The following is an 18075-nucleotide window of genomic DNA, read 5'->3' on the forward strand; positions in this document are numbered from 1 at the left end:
TCGGCTGCGGCTGCGGTGTGGCCAAGCCCACGTCGCCGTCGGCGGCCGACCAGTCCGATCCCTCCACCGAGTCTCCATTCCTGACCGGTGAGCTGCCGAATCCGCCTGGTCCCCAGGTCACCCGAGGCACCTCCCACACCGAGGAGAGGACGACCGATGACTTCCACGACGAGCCCGGACACCGCGGAGCAACCGGTGCGAGCGGTGATCGACGCCGTCTCGGCCGCGTGGGTCGACAACGACGTGGCCGCTTTCGTCGCCCACTATGCCGACGACGCGACCGCGGTACTGCCCGGGGTGGCCCTGCTGAGCAAGGCGGTGCTCCGAACCGCGATGGCGGCGGCGTTCGCCGACCAGCTCAAGGGCACCCGGCGCGTCCATCGTGTGCGGGGCGTGCGGTTCCTCGACGACGTCACCGCGATCGTGGTCAGCCGCAGCGTGACCATCGCCGTCGGCGAGAACGAGCCAGGCGACGAGCGCTGGTCGATCGCCACGTGGGTCCTGTCCGGTCGTTCCGGGCGATGGCTCGTCGAGGCGTACCACGACTGCCCCGCGGCCTGACCGCTGCGCCTCGTCCGCCCCTGACAGCGAGGCGGAACACCCCGAACAACTCTGGAGAAGAACGTGGACAAGGCAGGAACAAGAACGCGCTCCACGCCGGCACAGCGGTGGGCTCTGGCCCTCAGCTCACTGGCATCGTTCGTCGTGGTGCTGGACATGCTGGTGGTGGCGACCGCGCTGCCCGCCGTTCAGCGAGACCTCGGCGCTTCGCTCGAAGAGCTCGAGTGGACCGTCAACGCCTACACGCTCAGCTTCGCGGTCCTGCTGATGACCGGCTCGGCGCTGGGCGACCGCTACGGGCGGCGTCGAATGTTCGCGATCGGGCTGGGCCTGTTCGCCGTGGCCTCGGCCGCGTGCGCGCTGTCCACCCAGGCGGGCCCGCTGATCACGGCGCGGGTGGTGCAGGGGGCCGGAGCGGCGATGATCATGCCGGTCGCGCTGGGCGTGCTCAACGGCGCCTTCCCGCCCGAGCGGCGTGGCTGGGCGACGGGCGTCTACGGCAGCGTCACCGGGCTCGCCGCGATCGCCGGACCGGTTCTGGGCGGCGTCATCTCCCAGAACCTCGCCTGGCAGTGGATCTTCTGGCTGAACGTTCCGCTCACACTCATCGCGATACCGCTGGTGCTCGGCCGGATCGTCGAGGCCCGCGGGCCCGGCGGCACACTCGATCTCCCGGGTCTGGCCCTGGCCGCCGCGTCGGCGCTGGGCGTCACCTGGGCGCTGGTACGCGGCAACGCGGCCGGATGGAGCAGCGCCGAGACCCGGTCGACGCTGGTCGGCGGGATCGTGCTCGGTGGCCTGTTCGTCGTCAGGGAGTTGAAGACCCCCGCCCCGATGCTGCCGATGGGGTTGTTCCGCTCACCGGCCTTCTCCGCCGGCAACGCCGCAGTGTTCTTCATCAACGCGTCGCTGACCAGCGCGATCTTCTTCACCGCTCAGTTCCAGCAGGTCGCCCTCGGCCACGGTGCGGTACAGGCCGGCTTGCGGCTGTTGCCGTGGGGCATCGCACCGTTCCTGATCGCGCCACGGGCGGGCGCGCTCACCGATCGAATCGGCGAACGGGCGCTGGTCATCGCCGGCACTCTCCTGCTCGGCGTCGGCATGGGTTGGATCGCGCTGATCTCCGAGCCCGGCATCGGCTACGCCACGACCGCCGTGGCGATGACCGTCGGTGGCCTCGGGTTCTCGCTGGCCCTTCCCGCCGTCACCAAATCGGTCGTCAGCCGTGTCGCGCCGCAGGACATCGGCCGGGCATCGGGCACCTTCAGCACCCTCCGGCAGTTCGGCGGCGCGTTCGGGGTCGCCCTCACCGGTGCCGTCTTCGCCACGGCCGGCGGCTACGCCACCGCTGGCGTGTTCAGCGACGGCTACGTCCCGGCGATGGGCGTCTCCGCCGCGCTCGCCTTCGCGGCCACCGCCGCCGGCGTCGTGCTACCGCGGCACCGCCGCCTCGCGCCGGCCACGACCACCGGGCGTGCCGCACCCGCCGAATCCGCGACGGGATGACCCGGCGGGCAACAGGATGATGAGGCAGGTCGGTCGGGTCACCGCTGGGCGACCAGGCTCTCGTGCAGGGCGCGCATCGAGCGGATCGCCGAGCGGATCTCCTGGAGGTAGCGGCCCGGTGTGAGGGTCTGCTCGGGTAGCACCGCCACGTCGGCCACCGCCGGATCCACCCCGACCGTGTCGATGTCGCAGCCGTAGGGCAGGGCCAGGGTGCGCAGCGCGTCGCAGTGCTGGAACGGCACGTAGATGGGCGCGGTGACCGTCAGCACCTCGTCGCCCGGCGCGAGCCGGACGTGCCCGGCCCAGAACCGCTGGGTGTCGGCGGTGTGCGCCCGCCGCCGGTCCGGTTCGCTGGACGGCGCGGCCAGCACCCGTACCGGTGGCAGGCCTGCCAGCCGGTAGGTCCGCGACGACCAGGAGTGGTGGGGGTGGCCGGCGTCGACACCGGCCTGCTCCGCCGGTGCGGCCACCCCGAACACCCGCCGGACGGCGGTGTCCAGCACGTCGACCTCGGTCTCGTCGGCCGGCAGACCCGCGTCGGCGAGGGTGGCCCGTTCCCACTCGGACAGTGGGCGGAAGCTGCCCAGCACGGCGACCTCGCCCCGTACCGTCAGGCCGGCGCGCAGCAGGTGCGCCGCGTACCCGACGCGCCGCACGCAGGCGTGCGCCAGGCCGCCGAGCACGACCAGATGGGCGTACGCCGACCGGGCCGGCGGTACCGGGTGGACGAGCCCGAGCGCGGCGGCCGCGTCGAGGACCAGCGTCGCGGTGGCCGGATCGAGGTCCGGCTCGCGCGCGTCGGGTCGTTCCCGCCCGCCCCGGAAGTCCCAGTGGCGGGCGGAGAAGTCGTCCAGGAACCGCAGTACCTCGGCGAGGTCGCCGGTGGGCCAGTCGCCGCCGAAGTTCCGTACCAGGCCGCGCAGCGCGGTGGAGCAGACCCAGGCCTCGACGTCGGGCATGATCCGCTCGGCGGCCGAACCTGCCGAGGGGACCGTCTCCGCTTCCTGCACCTGCCGGATGCTACCGGCCGCCGCGGCGGCGTCCGCGGTTGTAGCCGCTGTTTACGCTGGCGGCAGCGGCTGAGGGGGGACTCCGATGACCCGTGACGGTGCGCGTCGGCGGGGATGGGGCGGCACCTCCGCGGGCGGTTTCCTCCGGCTGGTGGCGCACACCGACCCGGTGGCGTTGGTCGGCATCACACTGTCGATCAGCCTCAGCGTCCTGCTCGACCTCACCAACGCGGCCTCCGGGGTGGAGTCGCTGCTGGCCGGCCTGATGGGCATCACCATCTCGCTGCTGGTGGACTCGCTGGCCCGCGCGGAGCGCCGGTTTCACCTACGGACGTTGCTGGACGGCCCGCCGTGGCTCGTCCATACCACCACGGAGGTGGCCGCCGCGATGCGCGCGGCGGCCGAACAGCACGCGGGCACCCGGGTGGCGGTGGAGGCGCAGCGACGCTACGAGCAGTTCCGGCTGGAGGCCGAGCATCTCGCGCAGGGGCGGATCATCCGGCGTGGCGACGAGGACGAGGATCTGGTCGGCGCTACCCGCACCTGCGCGCACCGGCTGGACGCGTTGACGAACGTGATGCCCCGGGCGAGCGGGGAGCTGAGCTGGTGGCGTGGCGAGATCGGCCGCCGCTACTGGGAGGCGAACGTCGATGCCCTGCGACGCGGCGTCCGGATCACCCGGGTCTTCGTGTACGCCACGTTGACCGACGAGCTGTCCGACCTGGTCGGCCGGCAACGCGCGGCCGGGGCCCGGGTGGGCCTGCTGCCCTTCGGCGCGGTGGGTCCGCACCTCCTTGTCAACCTGACGCTCTGGGACTCCGTGAGCTGCTGGGAGGCCCGGATGACCGCCCACGGTGAGATCGGTGAGAACCAGTTCTCGGTCAACCGCACGGACGTCGAGCGTCTCACCCGCGTGTTCGACGCCTGCGTGGGCGCGGCGACCTTCGAGGACACGACGGCGACCCCATGACGTGGAGCGCGGTCCTGCTGGTGACGGCCGTCGTCTGGGCGGTCAGCGTGATCCGCTCGGTGCGGCTCCGCGCGTTGGTCTACAGCCTCCCGTTGCCGATGACGCTCGCCCTGGTCAGCACCCCCTACGGCGTGGACGGCGCGCAGGTGCTCGGTGTGCTGGGGCTGAACCTCTTCTTCGGCATCGTGGCGGTCACCTACCAGCGGCTGCGCTGGCCCATCCTGCTCGCCGACGGCGCGGGGATCGCCGCGTACGTGGCGTTGAGCGCCGGCCTGGTGGCCGTCCACATCCCGTTCGAGGCGGCCCTCGCCGGCACGGTCGCGCTCTGGCTGGCGGCCATGCTGCTGCGTCGCCGTCGCGCCCGCCCGCCCACCGTCGCCGCCGCCGACGAGGCAGCCGCAGGAGGGCGTGCCGCCGGACTGCCGGCGCTGCTCAAGCTGGTGGTCATCCTCGTCGGGGCGATCCTCACCGCGTTGCTCGGCGCGGTGCTGCGGGGCATGGTGGTGACGTTCCCGTACTCGGGGGTGTTGGTCGCCGTCGAGGCCCGACACCAGTTGTCCGAGTTCAGCGGGCACTTCGCCCGCAACAGCCTCGCGCTCGTCGGCTTCCTCACCGCTTACCACTACGTCCAGGACGTCTCGTCGGCCGGCGCGCTGGGGGCGGGCTGGTTGGCCTTCGCGGTGGTCGCCACCGCCCTGCACCTGCCGCCGCGTCCGCGCGGGTCCTGAGCCGGGCACGGGCCAGCCCGGACAGTCGGCCGCGCGACGGCGGACGTACCTGTCAGGTCGTACCCGCTCTGCGCTACACCCTGCCAGTTGTCCGCGCTCGCCGCCGGTGGGAGCGTGCGGTATCCACGAACGCCGCTGAAGGGTGCCACGATGACCGACGACCTGCTGGCCCGGCACCGGGCCGTTCTCCCACCCTGGATGCCGCTGTACTACGCCGAGCCGATCGAGCTGGTCTCCGGCTCCGGCCGCCGGGTCACCGACGCGCAGGGCCGCAGCTACCTGGACTTCTTCGGCGGCGTGCTGACCAACATGCTCGGGTACGACATCCCGGAGATCCGGGAGGCCGTCGAGCGGCAGCTCGCCACCGGCATCGTGCACACCTCGACGCTCTACCTGATCCGTCAGCAGGTCGAGCTGGCCGAGAAGATCGCCCAGCGCTCCGGTATCCCGGACGCCCGGGTGTTCTTCACCAACTCGGGCACCGAGGCGAACGAGGCGGCGTTGCTGGTCGCCACCAATTACCGCCGCTCGCACCAGGTCCTGGCGGTGCGCAACAGCTACCACGGCCGGTCGTACGCGGCGATGGGCGTCACCGGCAACCGCACCTGGTCGGCCAGCGCGCTCAACCCGTTGCAGGTGGCCTGGCTGCACTCCGGTGACCGGGTACGCGGCCTGCTGGCCCGGTTGAGCGCCGACGAGCGCCTCGACGCGGCCGTGGAGGATCTGCGCGAGGTGCTGGCCACCCAGACGTCCGGCGACGTGGCCGCGTTGATCGCCGAGCCGATCCAGGGCGTGGGCGGGTTCGTGCACCCACCGGACGGGCTCTTCGCCGCCTGGAAGAAGGTCCTCGACGAGCACGGCATCCTGTTCATCGCCGACGAGGTGCAGACCGGCTGGGGGCGTACCGGGGAGCACTTCTGGGGCTACCAGGCCCACGGTGTGACCCCGGACCTGCTCACCTTCGCCAAGGGCATCGGCAACGGTTTCGCCCTGGCCGGGGTGGTCGGCCGGGCCGAGGTGCTCGAGGCGGTGCCGGGGATCAGCTTCTCCACCTTCGGCGGCAACCCGATCTCGACGGCGGCCGGCAACGCGGTGCTCGACTACCTGGTGGCGCACGACCTCCAGGCGAACGCGGCCCGCGTCGGCGCGATCCTCGCCGACGGCCTGCGGTCCGCCGTGGGCGGCCTCGACTGCGTCGCCGAGGTACGCGGAAAGGGGCTCATGCTGGGCGTCGAGTTCGTCCGGCCGGGCAGCGGCGAGCCGGATCCGGCGTTGACCAACCGGGTCTTCGAGGCGTGCCGCGACCGTGGTCTGCTCACCGGAAAGGGCGGGCTCTACGGCAACGTACTGCGGATGGGTCCACCGTTGACGCTCACCGAGGACGAGGCCCGCGAGGGCCTGGCGATCCTGGTCGACGCGATCCGCTCGTCGGCGGAGGTGACGGCATGAGCACCGGCGGTCTGGGCGGCGTGAGCACCGGCGGTCTGGGTGGCGTGAGCACCGGCGGTCTGGGTGGCGTGAGCACGGGCGGTCTGGGCGGGGTGAGCACGGGCGGTCTGGGCGGCGTGAGCATCGGCCACTTCGTCGACGGCAAGCGGGTCGGCGGCACGTCCGAGCGACGGGGTGACGTCTTCGATCCGGCCACGGGTCGTCGTACCGCCGAGGTCGAGCTGGCCTCGACCGCGGACGTGGACGTCGCGGTGCGGGCCGCCGCCCAGGCGGCCCGCACCTGGCGCGACGCGTCGCTGGCCCGGCGGTCCGCCGTGCTGTTCGCCTTCCGGGAGTTGGTGCACGCCCGCCGGGACCGGCTCGCCGAGGTGATCACCGCCGAGCACGGCAAGGTGCTCGCCGACGCCGCCGGCGAGGTGCAGCGCGGCCTGGAGGTCATCGAGTACGCGTGCGGAATGCCCGCGGCGCTGCGCGGTGCGTTCAGCGAGAACGTGTCCACCGAGGTCGACTCGTACACGATCCGGCAGTCGGTCGGCGTGGTGGCGGTGATCTCGCCGTTCAACTTCCCGGTGATGGTGCCGCTGTGGTTCGTGCCGGTGGCGGTGGCCTGCGGGAACGCGGTGGTGCTCAAGCCGAGCGAGAAGGACCCGAGCGCGGCGCTGCTGCTGGCCGAGTGGTTCGCCGAGGCCGGCCTGCCGGACGGGGTGTTCAACGTGGTCAACGGTGACGCCGAGGCGGTCGACGCGCTGCTGGACCATCCCGAGGTGCGCGCGGTGTCGTTCGTCGGCTCCACCCCGATCGCCCGGCACGTCTACCAACGCGGCACCGCCGCCGGTAAGCGGGTGCAGGCGCTCGGTGGGGCCAAGAACCACCTGGTGGTGCTCCCCGACGCCGACCTGGACCTGGCGGCCGACGCGGCGGTCAACGCCGGGTTCGGCTCGGCGGGGGAGCGGTGCATGGCCATCTCCGTGCTGGTGGCGGTGGAGCCGGTCGCGGACGCCCTCGTGGAGCGGATCGCCGCCCGGATGGCCGGGCTGCGCACCGGTGACGGCCGGCGGGGCTGCGACATGGGGCCGCTGGTCAGCGCCGCGCACGCCGAGCGGGTGCGGTCCTATGTGGACGCGGGTGTGACCGCCGGGGCGGTACCGGTCGTCGACGGGCGGGAGGTGACGCCCGACGGCGACCCGGACGGCTTCTGGCTCGGCCCGACCCTTTTTGATCGGGTGACCCCGGACATGTCGATCTACACCGACGAGATCTTCGGGCCGGTGCTCAGCGTCGTACGGGTGGGCTCGTACGACGAGGCCGTGGCACTGGTCAACGCCAGCCCGTACGGCAACGGCACGGCGATCTTCACCAACGACGGCGGGGCGGCCCGCCGCTACCAGCACGAGGTGGAGGTCGGCATGGTCGGCATCAACGTGCCCATCCCGGTGCCCATGGCGTACCACTCGTTCGGCGGCTGGAAGTCGTCCCTCTTCGGCGACCTGCACGCCCACGGCGAGGACGGGGTGCGCTTCTTCACCCGGAGCAAGGTGGTCACCAGCCGGTGGCTGGACCCGCGCCACGGTGGCGTGAACCTCGGCTTCCCCACCCAAACCTGACCGATCCCGATCACCCACCCCCCACCCCTTCCCCCCCACCCCCACCCCCACCCCCACCCACCGCCCGATCTCGGTGATCAAGAGGTTTGCGTCATGGAACGCGCTCCTGCTGACGCAAATCTCTTGATCACCAGGTTGGAGGCCAGGGGCCGGCCAGCCTCTGTCAAGATCCGCGCAACTACGGGGAAACTGCTGCCTCAGCGCGTCTTGAGGCAGCAGTTTCCCAGAAAGTGCGCGGATCTTGTGCGGCGCGGGCGGAGGGGGCGGGCGGAGGGGGCGGGCGTAGGGGTGAGCGCGTCGAGGCGCATCTGGAGGGTCGGGCGTCGCCTTGATCGTGCTCGATCCTGGATGTAGTCCCCTCCTCGCGGTGTGAGGCCACTACATCCTGGTTCGAGCGCGATCAAGGGGGTGGGGCCGCGCGTGCGGGCACGGTCGCACAGCGGTGTGGCGGCGTGGCGGCGGGACGGCGTGTGCGGGCACGGTCGCGTAGCGGCGGGACGGTGTGGCGGCGGGGCCGCGCGTGCGGGCACGGCGGCGTGGCGGCGCGGGTGGTCAGGGGGTGGGGAAGAGGAGGGTGTGTAGGGCTGCCGGGTCGGTGACCTCGGGTAGGTCGCGGGCGGCGAGCCAGGCGGCTGCGGCCGCGCCGTCGCCGGCGGTACGCAGGGGCGCCGTCGGCCAGCGTCGACCGATCTCGGCGCGGACGGCGCTGGCGAGCGGGGTGTCCGCGATGAGCAGTCCACCGCCGAGCACGACCGGCGTCGTCGACTCCGCCGAGCGGATGCGGGTGACGCTCTCGGCCAGGTGGGCGGCGGCCTCGGCGATCAGGGCGGTGGCGACCGGCTCGCCGTCGGTCGCCGCGGTGACGACGAGCGGCGCCAGCCGGGCGAGGTCGATCGGCGGTCGTTGGGTGACCGCCTGGATCGTGGCGTCCACCGTGTCGCGGGGGCGGGGGGCCACGTCGGCGCTGCCCAGCAGTTCGGTGAGCACGGCCGCGCCCAGCCTGCCCGGGGTGTGACCGGCGTCCAGGTCGGCGAGGAGTCGGCGGACCGCTTCGCGGCCGAGCCAGAAGCCCGATCCGGCGTCGCCGAGCAGCCAGCCGTGCCCGTCGGCGACCCGGTCGAGCCGCAGGTCAACGACCTGCGCGGTGATCGCGCCGGTGCCGGCGATGAGGATCGTCCCGTTGGGCTCGGCGGTGCCGGAGGCGTAGGCGACGAGGGCGTCGCCGTGCACGGCGTACGGGCAGCGCAGGCCGGCGTCGTGCCAGGCGGAGTCGAAGGCGGCGCGTCCGGCGGGGTCGGCGAGCAGACGGGGTGCGCCGGCCAGCCCGATGGTGCCGGCGGCCACCCGGGTCGGGTCGACGTCGGCGAGCGCGGCGCGCAGCGCGGTCAGCACCTCGGCGGCGGCCCGTTCGGCGCCGTGGCTGGTGGGGTTGCCACCCCCGGCCTTGCCGGTGCCGAGGCGTTCGCCGGCGAGGGTCAGGGCGGTCGCCCGGGTGGACGTACCCCCGACGTCGAGACCGACCACGACGGTGTCGGACATCGGCACGGGCCTCCTTGCGCTGCGCGGTCACGGGCCTGTTCATGCTGGTCGGCACGGCCGTGGAGGGCAACTCCGGGAGGGCCCGGACGGCTGTGCGCCAGGTAACAGTTTGAAAACTTCGCCCACAGTCTTGACACGGAGGGCCGTTCAGTAAGAACTTTTACCACTAACAGTTAACAGTCTTTTCGGAAAGGTGAGGCGTCCCATGGTTGATCACGAGGTGGACACCGCCGCGGGGACCGCGGTGGTCGACGCCCACGCGATCGACCGAAGGAGCGCGGCCTCCGACGGGGTGCTGGCCCGGGTGCGCAACGGGCTCGGCGAGCTGACCGGCGCGCTACGCCGGGTCGCCGAGCACGTGCTCAGCGACCCCGAGGCCGCGGCGCGCTCGACCATCGTGGAGCTGGCCGAGCGCAGCGGCACCTCACCGGCCACCATCACCCGTTTCTGCCGGGCCATGGGCTTCGAGGGGTACGCCGACCTGCGCCTCGGGATCGCCGCCGAGACCGGGCGGGCCCGCTCGGCCGGCTGGACCGTCGACATCGGCCGCGAGATCCAGCCGAACGACCCCCTCGGTCGGGTCCTCGACCAGATCATGGCCGCCGACACCCGGGCCATGCACGACACCGCCGCGCTGCTCGACCTCGGCGAGGTGGAACGCGCCGCCGTGGCGATCGCCGGCGCCACCCGGGTGAACATCTTCGGGGCCAGCGGCAGCGCCCTGGTGGGCGAGGAGATGCAGTTCAGCCTGCACCGCATCGGGGTGGCCGCCTGGGCGTGGAGCGACGTGCACGAGGGGCTGGCCAGCGCCGCGCTGCTCGGCGTCGGCGACGTCGCGCTCGGCATCTCGCACACCGGCCAGACCCGGGAGACCATCGAGATGCTCGCCGAGGCGGGCAGCCGGGGCGCCACGACCCTCGCCCTGACCGGCTTCCCCCGCTCGCCGTTGGCCGAGCTAGCCGACATCGTGCTGCTCACGGCCAGCCAGGCGACCACCTTCCGGCCGGACGCGCTCTCCGCCCGCCACCCGCAACTGGTGGTGCTCGACCTGCTCTACATCGCCGTCGCACAGCGCACCCACGACCGCGCCCACGCGGCCTTCCGGCGTACCGCGCAGGCCGTCGACGGACACAAGGCCGCCAAGGGGGTCCTCTCATGATCAGTGCACAGGGGTACGCGGACGCGGTCCGGCCGGTGCTCGACCGCCTGCTCGACTCGGAGGCCGACGGGATCACCCGGGCCGCCGACCTGATCACCGACAGCCTGCGTGCCGGCGGCGTGCTCCAGGCGTTCGGGGCCGGGCACTCCGAGGCGTTCGCCGCCGAGCTGGTCGCGCGTGCCGGCGGGCTGGTCCCCACGAACCGGCTCTCGGTACGGGACCTGGTGGTGCACGGCGACGCCCCACGCGACGTGCTCGCCGACCCGAAGCTGGAACGTGATCCCTCCATCGCCCGCCAGATCTACGCGCTCGCGGCGCCCCAGCCGCGCGACGTGTTCGTGGTGGCGTCCCAGTCCGGCATCAACGGCTCGGTGGTCGAGCTGGCGGCGCTGGTCACCGAGCGCGGTCACCCGTTGATCGCGGTCACCTCGGTCGAGCACACCGCGCGGGTGGCGCCACGGCACCCGTCCGGTCAACGGCTCGCCGACCTCGCCGACGTCGTGCTGGACAACGGCGCGCCGTACGGTGACGCACTGCTGCCGCTCGAGGGCGGCGGCGCGGTCTGTGCGGTCTCCTCGGTCACCACCGCGCTGCTGGCGCAGTTGCTGACCGCTGAGGTCGTACGACGGTTCCACCAGGCCGGAGAGGTGCCCCCTATCTACCTCTCCGCCAACGTCCCCGGTGGGGACGAGCACAACATCGCCCTCGAGTCGCGGTACGCCGGACGTCTCCGGCGTACCGCCTGACCCGAATTCCACAAGGAGAGACGACGATGTCGATTACCCCCGAGCACCCGGCCGCGCTCGACCGCCGCACGGTGCTGCGTCGCGCCGCCGCCGTGGGCATGCTCGCCACCCCGGCCATCGGCCTGCTCAGCGCCTGCGCGACGAGCAGCGGCGGTGACAAGGACAGTGAGAAGGCCGCCGAGGGCACCAAGAGCGAGAAGAACCCGCTGGGCGTCAAGGAAGACGCTCCCATCGAGGTGATCATCTTTAACGGCGGTTACGGCGAGAAGTACGCGACCGACGTGCACGAGCCGCTGTACAAGAAGGCGTTCCCCAAGGCGGAGATCAAGCACCAGTCCACGCAGGCCGTCTCCACGGTGCTCCAGCCGCGGTTCGCGTCCGGCAACCCGCCGGAGTTCGTCAACAACTCGGGCGAGAAGCTGATCGACTTCGGCTCGCTGGTCGCCGACGGTCAGCTCCAGGACCTCACCGAGCTGTGGGACGCCCCGTCGGTCGACGACCCGGCCAAGAAGGTCCGCGACACCGTGGTGCCGGGCACCGTCGAGGCGGGCTCGTTCAACGGCAAGCCGTACGTGCTCTACTACGTCTCCACCGTCTTCGGCATCTGGTACTCGGCCAAGCTGTTCAAGGACAACGGCTGGGCCCCGGCGAAGACCTGGGACGACTTCATCAAGCTGCTCACCGCCATCAAGGCCAAGGGCATCACGCCGTACGGGTACGCGGGCGCGAACGCGGCCTACTACCAGTGGAACGTGATCCTCACCCAGGCCGCCAAGATCGGCGGCACCGACGTGCTGAAGAACATCGACAACCTGGAGGACGGCGCCTGGAAGCAGGACGCGGTCAAGCAGGCGGCCACGGCGTGGGCCGAGGTCGGGGCGAAGTTCAGCGACAAGAGCTTCGAAGGGCTCAAGCACACCGACGTGCAGCTGCGGCAGAACCAGTACAAGGTGGCCCTGTACCCCAGCGGTGACTGGCTGGAGGGCGAGCAGAAGAAGGACACCCCAGCCGGCTTCGACTACCAGCTCATGCCGGTGCCGAGCCTCACCGCGTCGGACAAGCTGCCGGCCACCGCGCTGCGGGCCACCGCGGGCGAGGGCTACTTCGTCTCGGCCAAGAGCAAGAACCCCAAGGGCGGTCTGGAGTACATGCGCCAGATGCTGTCCAAGGAGGGCGCGAAGGGCTTCACCGAGGTGGTCAAGGCCCCGACCGTGGTCACCGCCGGTTCGGAGGGCTTCGCCTTCCCGCCCGGTGTGGCCAGCTCGCAGGCCGCTCTCAAGGCGGCCGGTCAGGACGTGTTCAACCTGTACTTCGACGGCTGGTACAAGGAGCTCGACACGGAGGCGCGCAGCGCCACCAACGAGCTGATGTTCGGCCGGATCAACGCGGACGCCTTCGTGGAGCGGATCCAGAAGCGCGCCGACGCGATCAAGAAGGACAGCTCGGTCGCCAAGTTCAAGCGCTGATCGATCGGAGCTAGGGTCATGCGGCACGGCAAGTATCCCTTCGTGGTCGGGTTCCTGTTCCTCCCGGTCACGCTGTACGTGACATTCGTGATCTGGCCGTACGCGCAGGCGTTCCAGATCTCGATGACCAACTGGCGAGGGCTCTCCGCCCCGCAGTGGGTGGGCTTCGACAACTACCGGAGGCTGCTCGACGACGGCGCCTTCTGGAAGGCGGTCCAGCACCACGGCGTACTGCTGCTTGCCCTGCCGCTGATCACGATCGCCATCGCGCTGTTCTTCGCCTTCCTGCTCAACGTGGGTGGCAAGAGCAGCGGCGGTCAACGCCAGGGGGTCTGGGGGGCGAAGTTCTACCGGGTGGTGTTCTTCTTCCCCCAGGTCCTGGCGGTGGCGATCATCGCGGTGCTGTTCCAGATGGTCTACCGGCCGAACGAGTCCGGTCTGATCAACGGTGTGCTGATGAAGTTCGGCCTGGAGCCGATCCTCTTCCTCATCAAGCCGAACCTGGCGCTCTGGTCGATCATCGCGGTGCTGGTCTGGCAGGCCGTCGGCTTCTACGTGGTGCTCTTCTCGGCCGGGATGGCCTCCATCCCGGGCGAGATCTACGAGGCCGCGGAGATGGACGGGGCGACGAAGGTGACGCTGTTCTTCCGGGTCACCCTGCCGCTGCTCTGGGACACGCTCCAGGTCGCGTGGGTCTACCTGGGCATCGCGGCGTTCGACGCGTTCGCCATCGTGGCCGTGCTCTCGGTGGACGGCGGTGGCCCGGACGGCGCCACCACCGTCCTGGCCATGGAGATCTACCGCAACGCGTTCGTCTACTCGAAGTACGGCTACGCCTCCGCGATGGGCGTGGCGCTGTTCTTCCTCACCCTCACGTTCGCGGCGCTGACGCTGCGGCTCACCAAGCGGGAAAGCGTGGAGTACTGATGAACCCGCAGTCGACGCTGCCGCCGACGCCGGCGGCGCTACCGCCGAAGACCGGCGATCCGTCCGCGACCGGCGGCCGGCGGGGCAGGGGCCCCCGTTCGGAGGTACGGCTCTTCGCCAGCCTCGGGCACATCGCGCTCGCCGTGTGGGCGGTGATCGTGATCGTCCCGATCCTGTGGACGTTCCTCGCCGCGTTCAAGAACACCAGCGAGATTTTCAGCAGCCCGTGGACCCTGCCGGCCGAGCTGCGCTGGGAGAACTTCGGCCGGGCGTGGACCAAGGCGAACGTCGGCCGGTACTTCCTCAACAGCGTCTTCGTGGTCGCGTGCAGCACCTTTGGCACCATGCTGCTCGGCTCGATGGCCGCGTATGTGCTGGCCCGGTACAAGTTCTGGGGCAACCGGGCGATCTACTACCTGTTCGTCTCGGGGCTGGCGTTCCCGGTGTTCCTGGCTCTGGTGCCGCTCTTCTTCGTGGTCAAGCAGCTCGGCATGCTGGACACCTACCAGGGCGTCATCCTGGTCTACATCGCCTACTCGCTGCCGTTCACGATCTTCTTCCTGGCCGCGTTTTTCAAGACGCTGCCGACTTCGGTCGCCGAGGCGGGGATGATCGACGGCGCGGGGCACACCCGGCTGTTCTTCCAGGTCATGATGCCGATGGCGAAGCCGGGCCTGATCAGCGTGGCGATCTTCAACATCATCGGCCAGTGGGCGCAGTACCAGCTTCCGTTGGTGCTGCTCTCCAACGCCAAGGACAAGTGGGTGCTCACCCAGGGCATCGCCGACATCTCGGTCAACGCCGGCTACGAGGCCGACTGGTCCGGGCTGTTCGCCGCGCTGACCATCGCCATCCTCCCGATGATCATCGTGTACGCGGTGTTCCAGCGGCAGATCCAGGCGGGGCTCACCTCCGGCGCGGTCAAGTAACTCCGGTCACCGCGCGTCGGCGCGGGCGTGCCACGAGCGCCAGAGCGCCGCGTACGCCCCGCCGGCCGCCACCAGGTCGTCGTGGCTACCGATCTCGGTGATCCGGCCGTCCGCCAGGACGGCCACCCGGTCGGCGTCGTGCGCGGTGTTCAGCCGGTGCGCGATGGCGATGACCGTCCGCCCGACGAGCACCGCCGCGAGGGCCCGCTCGGTCCGCCGGGCGGTGCTCGGGTCGAGGGCCGCGGTCGCCTCGTCCAGGATCAGCGTGTGCGGGTCGGCGAGCACCAACCGGGCCAGCGCCACCTGCTGGGCCTCGGCCGCGCCGAGCTGCCGGGCGCCGTCGCCGAGCGCCGTGTCCAGACCGTCGGGCAGCGCGTCGAACCAGTCGGCGCCCACCGTGGCGAGCGCGGCGCGCATCTGGTCGTCGGTGGCGTCCGGGGCGGCGAACGCGAGGTTGTCGCGGACCGAGCCGATGAAGACGTGGTGCTCCTGGGTGACCAGGGCGATCCGCCGTCGTCGTTCGGCCGGGTCCAGGTCGGTGACCGGGCAACCGCCGATGCTGACGACGCCCTGCCGGGGAGCGTCGATCCCGGCGAGCAGCCGGGCCAGCGTCGACTTGCCCGCGCCCGACGGGCCGACGATCGCCAGCCGTTCGCCGGGCCGCACCTCCAGGTCGATGCCGTGCAGCACGTCGTGGCCGTCGGCGTACGAGAACCGCGCCTCGGTCACGACGAGCCGCTCGCCCCGCGACGTGGCCGTGCCGCCGGGCGGCTCGGGCGGGACCAGCCCGACCCCGAGCACCCGGGCGTACGACGCGAACCCACGTTGCGCCTGCTCGGTCCACTGCAACAAGCGGTCCATCGGGTCGATGGCCTGTTGCAGGTAGAGCGCGGCGGCGACCACCGATCCGAGGGACACCAGGTCGGCGGAGAGCAGATAGCCGCCGACCAGGAGCACCAGGGCGATCGGCAGGGGATAGCTGGCCTCGACCACCGAGAAGAACACCGTACGCAGGGCGAGCGTCGCCCGGCGGGCCTGCCACACGCGGGCGACGCGGGCGGTGCCGTACCGGAAGCGGTCGTCGGCCAGCCGCAGCGCCTCGACCGTGCGGGCGCCCTCGGCGGTCGTGGTCAACGCCTCGGTCAGCTCGGCCGCCTCCGCGCCCTCGGTGAGGTACGCGGAGCTGGCCCGCCGCAGGTACCACCGGGTCGCCGCCACGATCGACGGCAGCCCGGCCAGCGCCGCGAGCCCGAGCAGGGGGTGCAGCAGGAACACCGCGCCGAACAGCAACGTCAACTGCACCGAGGCGATGACGATGGTGGGCGCCACGTCCCGGACCGTGGTGCCGACGGTCGCCACGTCCACCGAACTGCGGGTCGCCAGGTCCCCGGCGCCGGCCCGCTCCACGACCGACACGGGCAGCGCGAGCGTCCGGTCGACGAACTGTTCGCGCAGCTCGGCGACGGCGCGTTCGCCGAAGCGGTGACCGGCGTACTGGGCGTACCGGGCGAGCAGCGCGCTCACCACGACGCAGCCGGCGATCGCCAGGGCCAGCCGGTCCACCGTCGCCACGCCCGCGCCGGCCGTGACCCGGTCGACGATGGTGCCCAGCAGCCACGGCGGGGCCAGCCCGGCGAGCGCGGCGGCGCTGTGCAGCGCCAGCACGACGCCGACCGCCCGGCGATGTCTGCTGATCATGTCCCGCAGGGCGTGGCGTACGGTGCCGCGGTCGGCGACCGGCAGGCGGCTCACTGGTACGCCTCCTCGGCGTCGGAGTGCTGCTCGTCATCGCTGCCCCGGGCCACCAGGTGCCGGTAACCGGGGACGTATTCGAGCAGGCCGTCGTGGGTGCCGGTGGCGGTGATCCCGCCCCCGGTCAGGTACGCGACCTCGTCGGCGCGGCCGAGCAGCAGGGGTGACGTGGCGAGCACAACGGTGGTCAGCCCGGCCCGCGCGGTCCGGAGCCGCTCGGCGATCCGGGCCTCGGTGTGCGCGTCCACGGCCGAGGTGGGGTCCACGAGGATCAGCACCTCCGGCTCGGCGAGCAGCGCCCGGGCCAGCCGTACCCGTTGGCGTTGACCGCCGGACAGCGTCCGGGCGCGGGGGTCCAGCGGGGTGTCCAGCCCGGCCGGCAGGGCGTCGACGATGTCGTCGGCCGACGCGGTCCGCAGGGCGGCGCGGATCTCGGCGTCGTCGGCGCCCGAACTCAGCACGTCGCGCAGCGTGCCGGCGAAGAGGTACGAGTCGTGGTCGGCGACCAGGATCCGGGCCCGGACCTCGTCGAGGGCGACTGCGGTCAGCGGTACGCCGCCCCAGGTGACGTCGCTGGTGACGTAGCGGCCGAGCCGGTCGGCCAGCGCCACGGCGTCGGCCGGGTCGTCGGCGGCCACCGCGGTCAGCTGGCCGGCGCGTACCCTGAGCCCGGTCGACGGGTCGTGCAGGTTGGCGGGACCGGTCGGCGCGGGGACGGCGTGCGGGTCGCGGGCGCCGGGGACCCCGGCCGGCCACCGGCGGCCCGGCCCACCGACGTCGTCCGGGGCGAGCCGGAGCAGGCCGGCGATCCGTCGGGCGGCGACCCGACCCCGGATGAGCTGGTGACTGCCCTCCAGCAGGAACCAGACCGGCACGATCAGCGTCGCCACGTAGCCGTAGACGGCGACCAGCTCGCCGACCGTGACGTCGCCGGTGACGGCCATCCGCGCGGTCAGCCACACCACCGCCGCCAGGAAGAGGCCGGGGATGGCGACCGTCGCCGCGTCGATCCAACTGATCACCGCTCCGACGCGGTAGCCCTCGGCCCGCAGGGCCTGCGATCGGGCCGCGTACCGGCGGGCGAAGAGGTCCCGGCCACCCACCCCGGCGAGCACCCGGAGCCCGGCCACGATGTCGCCGGACCGGGCGGTCAGCGCGCCCTGCTGCCCGCGGTAGACCGACTCGGCCCGTTCGAGCCGGCGCAGCAGCGGCCCGACGACGAGCGCGACCGCCGGCACGCCCACCAGCACGCAGAGCGCCAGCAGCGGGGAGATTGACCAGAGCACCACGGCGATGACCCCGTACGCGACGACCGCCCCGACCCCGGGGCCGGTCAGCGTCAGCACCTGCGCCGACCACTCGATGTCGGACCCGCCGACGGTGGCCACCTCACCGGCGGCGGAGCGGCGCGGCAGCGCCGCGCCGACCCGGGACAGGTGCCGCAGCAGCACCTCGGCGGAGCGGGCCTTGGCGTCCTCCCGGATGAAGGTCATCGTGCGGTGCCGCATGATCCCCAGGTACGACAACCCCACACCCGCCACGACGATCGCCGCGACCCACAGGACCAGGGCACGGGTGTCGCGGTCGCGCAGCCCGTCGTCGACGGCCCGGGCGATCAGGTAGGGCCGGACCGACAGCCCGACCATCCAGGCCGTGCCGAGCAGGCTGCCGCGCAGCACCCGGCCGGGCTGGCGACGCACCAGCCACCACAGGTACCGCATCGGACCAC

The 18075-nt window shown here is 72.2% G+C and carries 15 protein-coding genes; 11 read left to right on the plus strand and 4 right to left on the minus strand.

Annotated elements, in window-relative coordinates:
- Window positions 1-156 precede the first annotated feature (156 nt).
- A complete protein-coding gene (locus ACIBTX_RS09055) occupies window positions 157-561 on the plus strand; it encodes an SgcJ/EcaC family oxidoreductase (protein WP_357128162.1) in 405 nt (134 codons plus the stop codon).
- A gap of 63 nt (window positions 562-624) precedes the next feature.
- Window positions 625-2067 (plus strand): MFS transporter, encoded by a 1443-nt coding sequence (locus ACIBTX_RS09060; protein WP_357128165.1) that lies wholly within the window; start codon window positions 625-627, stop codon window positions 2065-2067.
- Between the two features lie 38 nt (window positions 2068-2105).
- Here the strand turns inward: ACIBTX_RS09060 and ACIBTX_RS09065 are convergent, their stop codons facing one another.
- Complete coding sequence (locus ACIBTX_RS09065) at window positions 2106-3077, minus strand: hypothetical protein (protein ID WP_396832286.1); 972 nt, start codon at window positions 3075-3077, stop codon at window positions 2106-2108.
- Between the two features lie 85 nt (window positions 3078-3162).
- Between ACIBTX_RS09065 and ACIBTX_RS09070 the strand changes: the two genes are divergently transcribed.
- The 4 genes from ACIBTX_RS09070 to ACIBTX_RS09085 all read left to right on the plus strand — a co-directional run bounded on the left by ACIBTX_RS09070 (window position 3163) and on the right by ACIBTX_RS09085 (window position 7828).
- Window positions 3163-4047: a hypothetical protein gene (locus ACIBTX_RS09070; RefSeq protein WP_357128171.1), complete on the plus strand. Its 885-nt coding sequence runs from the start codon at window positions 3163-3165 to the stop codon at window positions 4045-4047.
- On the plus strand, window positions 4044-4775 hold the full coding sequence (locus ACIBTX_RS09075) for a hypothetical protein (protein WP_357170927.1): 732 nt from the start codon (window positions 4044-4046) through the stop codon (window positions 4773-4775). The genes ACIBTX_RS09070 and ACIBTX_RS09075 overlap by 4 nt, the downstream gene beginning before the upstream one ends.
- Window positions 4776-4925: 150 nt before the next feature.
- The gene (locus tag ACIBTX_RS09080) at window positions 4926-6224 is read left to right on the plus strand and encodes an aspartate aminotransferase family protein (RefSeq protein WP_357128176.1); all 1299 of its coding nucleotides are present in this window, start codon (window positions 4926-4928) and stop codon (window positions 6222-6224) included.
- Window positions 6221-7828: a CoA-acylating methylmalonate-semialdehyde dehydrogenase gene (locus ACIBTX_RS09085; RefSeq protein ID WP_396832287.1), complete on the plus strand. Its 1608-nt coding sequence runs from the start codon at window positions 6221-6223 to the stop codon at window positions 7826-7828. The genes ACIBTX_RS09080 and ACIBTX_RS09085 overlap by 4 nt, the downstream gene beginning before the upstream one ends.
- A 552-nt stretch (window positions 7829-8380) precedes the next feature.
- Here the strand turns inward: ACIBTX_RS09085 and ACIBTX_RS09090 are convergent.
- Window positions 8381-9367, minus strand: a complete 987-nt coding sequence (locus ACIBTX_RS09090) for a BadF/BadG/BcrA/BcrD ATPase family protein (RefSeq protein ID WP_357128179.1) — start codon at window positions 9365-9367, stop codon at window positions 8381-8383.
- 205 nt (window positions 9368-9572) lie between these two features.
- Between ACIBTX_RS09090 and ACIBTX_RS09095 the strand changes: the two genes are divergently transcribed.
- Genes ACIBTX_RS09095 through ACIBTX_RS09115 form a run of 5 tightly spaced genes read left to right on the plus strand, consistent with a single transcriptional unit; the run spans window position 9573 to window position 14594 of the window.
- Complete coding sequence (locus ACIBTX_RS09095; RefSeq protein WP_357128182.1) at window positions 9573-10526, plus strand: MurR/RpiR family transcriptional regulator; 954 nt, start codon at window positions 9573-9575, stop codon at window positions 10524-10526.
- A complete protein-coding gene (locus ACIBTX_RS09100; protein WP_396832288.1) occupies window positions 10523-11272 on the plus strand; it encodes a sugar isomerase domain-containing protein in 750 nt (249 codons plus the stop codon). The genes ACIBTX_RS09095 and ACIBTX_RS09100 overlap by 4 nt, the downstream gene beginning before the upstream one ends.
- 26 nt (window positions 11273-11298) lie before the next feature.
- On the plus strand, window positions 11299-12738 hold the full coding sequence (gene ngcE, locus ACIBTX_RS09105) for an N-acetylglucosamine/diacetylchitobiose ABC transporter substrate-binding protein (RefSeq protein WP_357128186.1): 1440 nt from the start codon (window positions 11299-11301) through the stop codon (window positions 12736-12738).
- An 18-nt stretch (window positions 12739-12756) separates the two neighbouring features.
- Complete coding sequence (locus ACIBTX_RS09110; RefSeq protein WP_357128190.1) at window positions 12757-13665, plus strand: sugar ABC transporter permease; 909 nt, start codon at window positions 12757-12759, stop codon at window positions 13663-13665.
- On the plus strand, window positions 13665-14594 hold the full coding sequence (locus ACIBTX_RS09115; RefSeq protein WP_357128193.1) for a carbohydrate ABC transporter permease: 930 nt from the start codon (window positions 13665-13667) through the stop codon (window positions 14592-14594). Before ACIBTX_RS09110 ends, ACIBTX_RS09115 begins: the two co-directional genes overlap by 1 nt.
- A 6-nt stretch (window positions 14595-14600) precedes the next feature.
- On the opposite strand, the gene ACIBTX_RS09120 is transcribed toward ACIBTX_RS09115, so the two are convergent.
- Both ACIBTX_RS09120 and ACIBTX_RS09125 read right to left on the minus strand, forming a co-directional pair.
- Window positions 14601-16292: an ABC transporter ATP-binding protein gene (locus ACIBTX_RS09120; protein WP_357171230.1), complete on the minus strand. Its 1692-nt coding sequence runs from the start codon at window positions 16290-16292 to the stop codon at window positions 14601-14603.
- 50 nt (window positions 16293-16342) lie between these two features.
- On the minus strand, window positions 16343-18067 hold the full coding sequence (locus tag ACIBTX_RS09125) for an ABC transporter ATP-binding protein (RefSeq protein ID WP_357396722.1): 1725 nt from the start codon (window positions 18065-18067) through the stop codon (window positions 16343-16345).
- Window positions 18068-18075 lie beyond the last annotated feature (8 nt).

The organism is Micromonospora sp. NPDC049359, assembly GCF_044466585.1.
In the GTDB taxonomy this organism is placed as follows: Bacteria; Actinomycetota; Actinomycetes; order Mycobacteriales; family Micromonosporaceae; genus Micromonospora.

Bases quoted from the DNA above. Each gene is read 5' to 3' on its own strand.
- ACIBTX_RS09055 (WP_357128162.1), top strand. From the start codon at position 157: ATGACTTCCACGACGAGCCCGGACACCGCGGAGCAACCGGTGCGAGCG.
- ACIBTX_RS09070 (WP_357128171.1), top strand. From the start codon at position 3,163: ATGACCCGTGACGGTGCGCGTCGGCGGGGATGGGGCGGCACCTCCGCG.
- ACIBTX_RS09075 (WP_357170927.1), top strand. From the start codon at position 4,044: ATGACGTGGAGCGCGGTCCTGCTGGTGACGGCCGTCGTCTGGGCGGTC.
- ACIBTX_RS09080 (WP_357128176.1), top strand. From the start codon at position 4,926: ATGACCGACGACCTGCTGGCCCGGCACCGGGCCGTTCTCCCACCCTGG.
- ACIBTX_RS09085 (WP_396832287.1), top strand. From the start codon at position 6,221: ATGAGCACCGGCGGTCTGGGCGGCGTGAGCACCGGCGGTCTGGGTGGC.
- ACIBTX_RS09090 (WP_357128179.1), bottom strand. From the start codon at position 9,367: ATGTCCGACACCGTCGTGGTCGGTCTCGACGTCGGGGGTACGTCCACC.
- ACIBTX_RS09095 (WP_357128182.1), top strand. From the start codon at position 9,573: ATGGTTGATCACGAGGTGGACACCGCCGCGGGGACCGCGGTGGTCGAC.
- ACIBTX_RS09100 (WP_396832288.1), top strand. From the start codon at position 10,523: ATGATCAGTGCACAGGGGTACGCGGACGCGGTCCGGCCGGTGCTCGAC.
- ngcE (WP_357128186.1), top strand. From the start codon at position 11,299: ATGTCGATTACCCCCGAGCACCCGGCCGCGCTCGACCGCCGCACGGTG.
- ACIBTX_RS09110 (WP_357128190.1), top strand. From the start codon at position 12,757: ATGCGGCACGGCAAGTATCCCTTCGTGGTCGGGTTCCTGTTCCTCCCG.
- ACIBTX_RS09115 (WP_357128193.1), top strand. From the start codon at position 13,665: ATGAACCCGCAGTCGACGCTGCCGCCGACGCCGGCGGCGCTACCGCCG.
- ACIBTX_RS09120 (WP_357171230.1), bottom strand. From the start codon at position 16,292: ATGATCAGCAGACATCGCCGGGCGGTCGGCGTCGTGCTGGCGCTGCAC.
- ACIBTX_RS09125 (WP_357396722.1), bottom strand. From the start codon at position 18,067: ATGCGGTACCTGTGGTGGCTGGTGCGTCGCCAGCCCGGCCGGGTGCTG.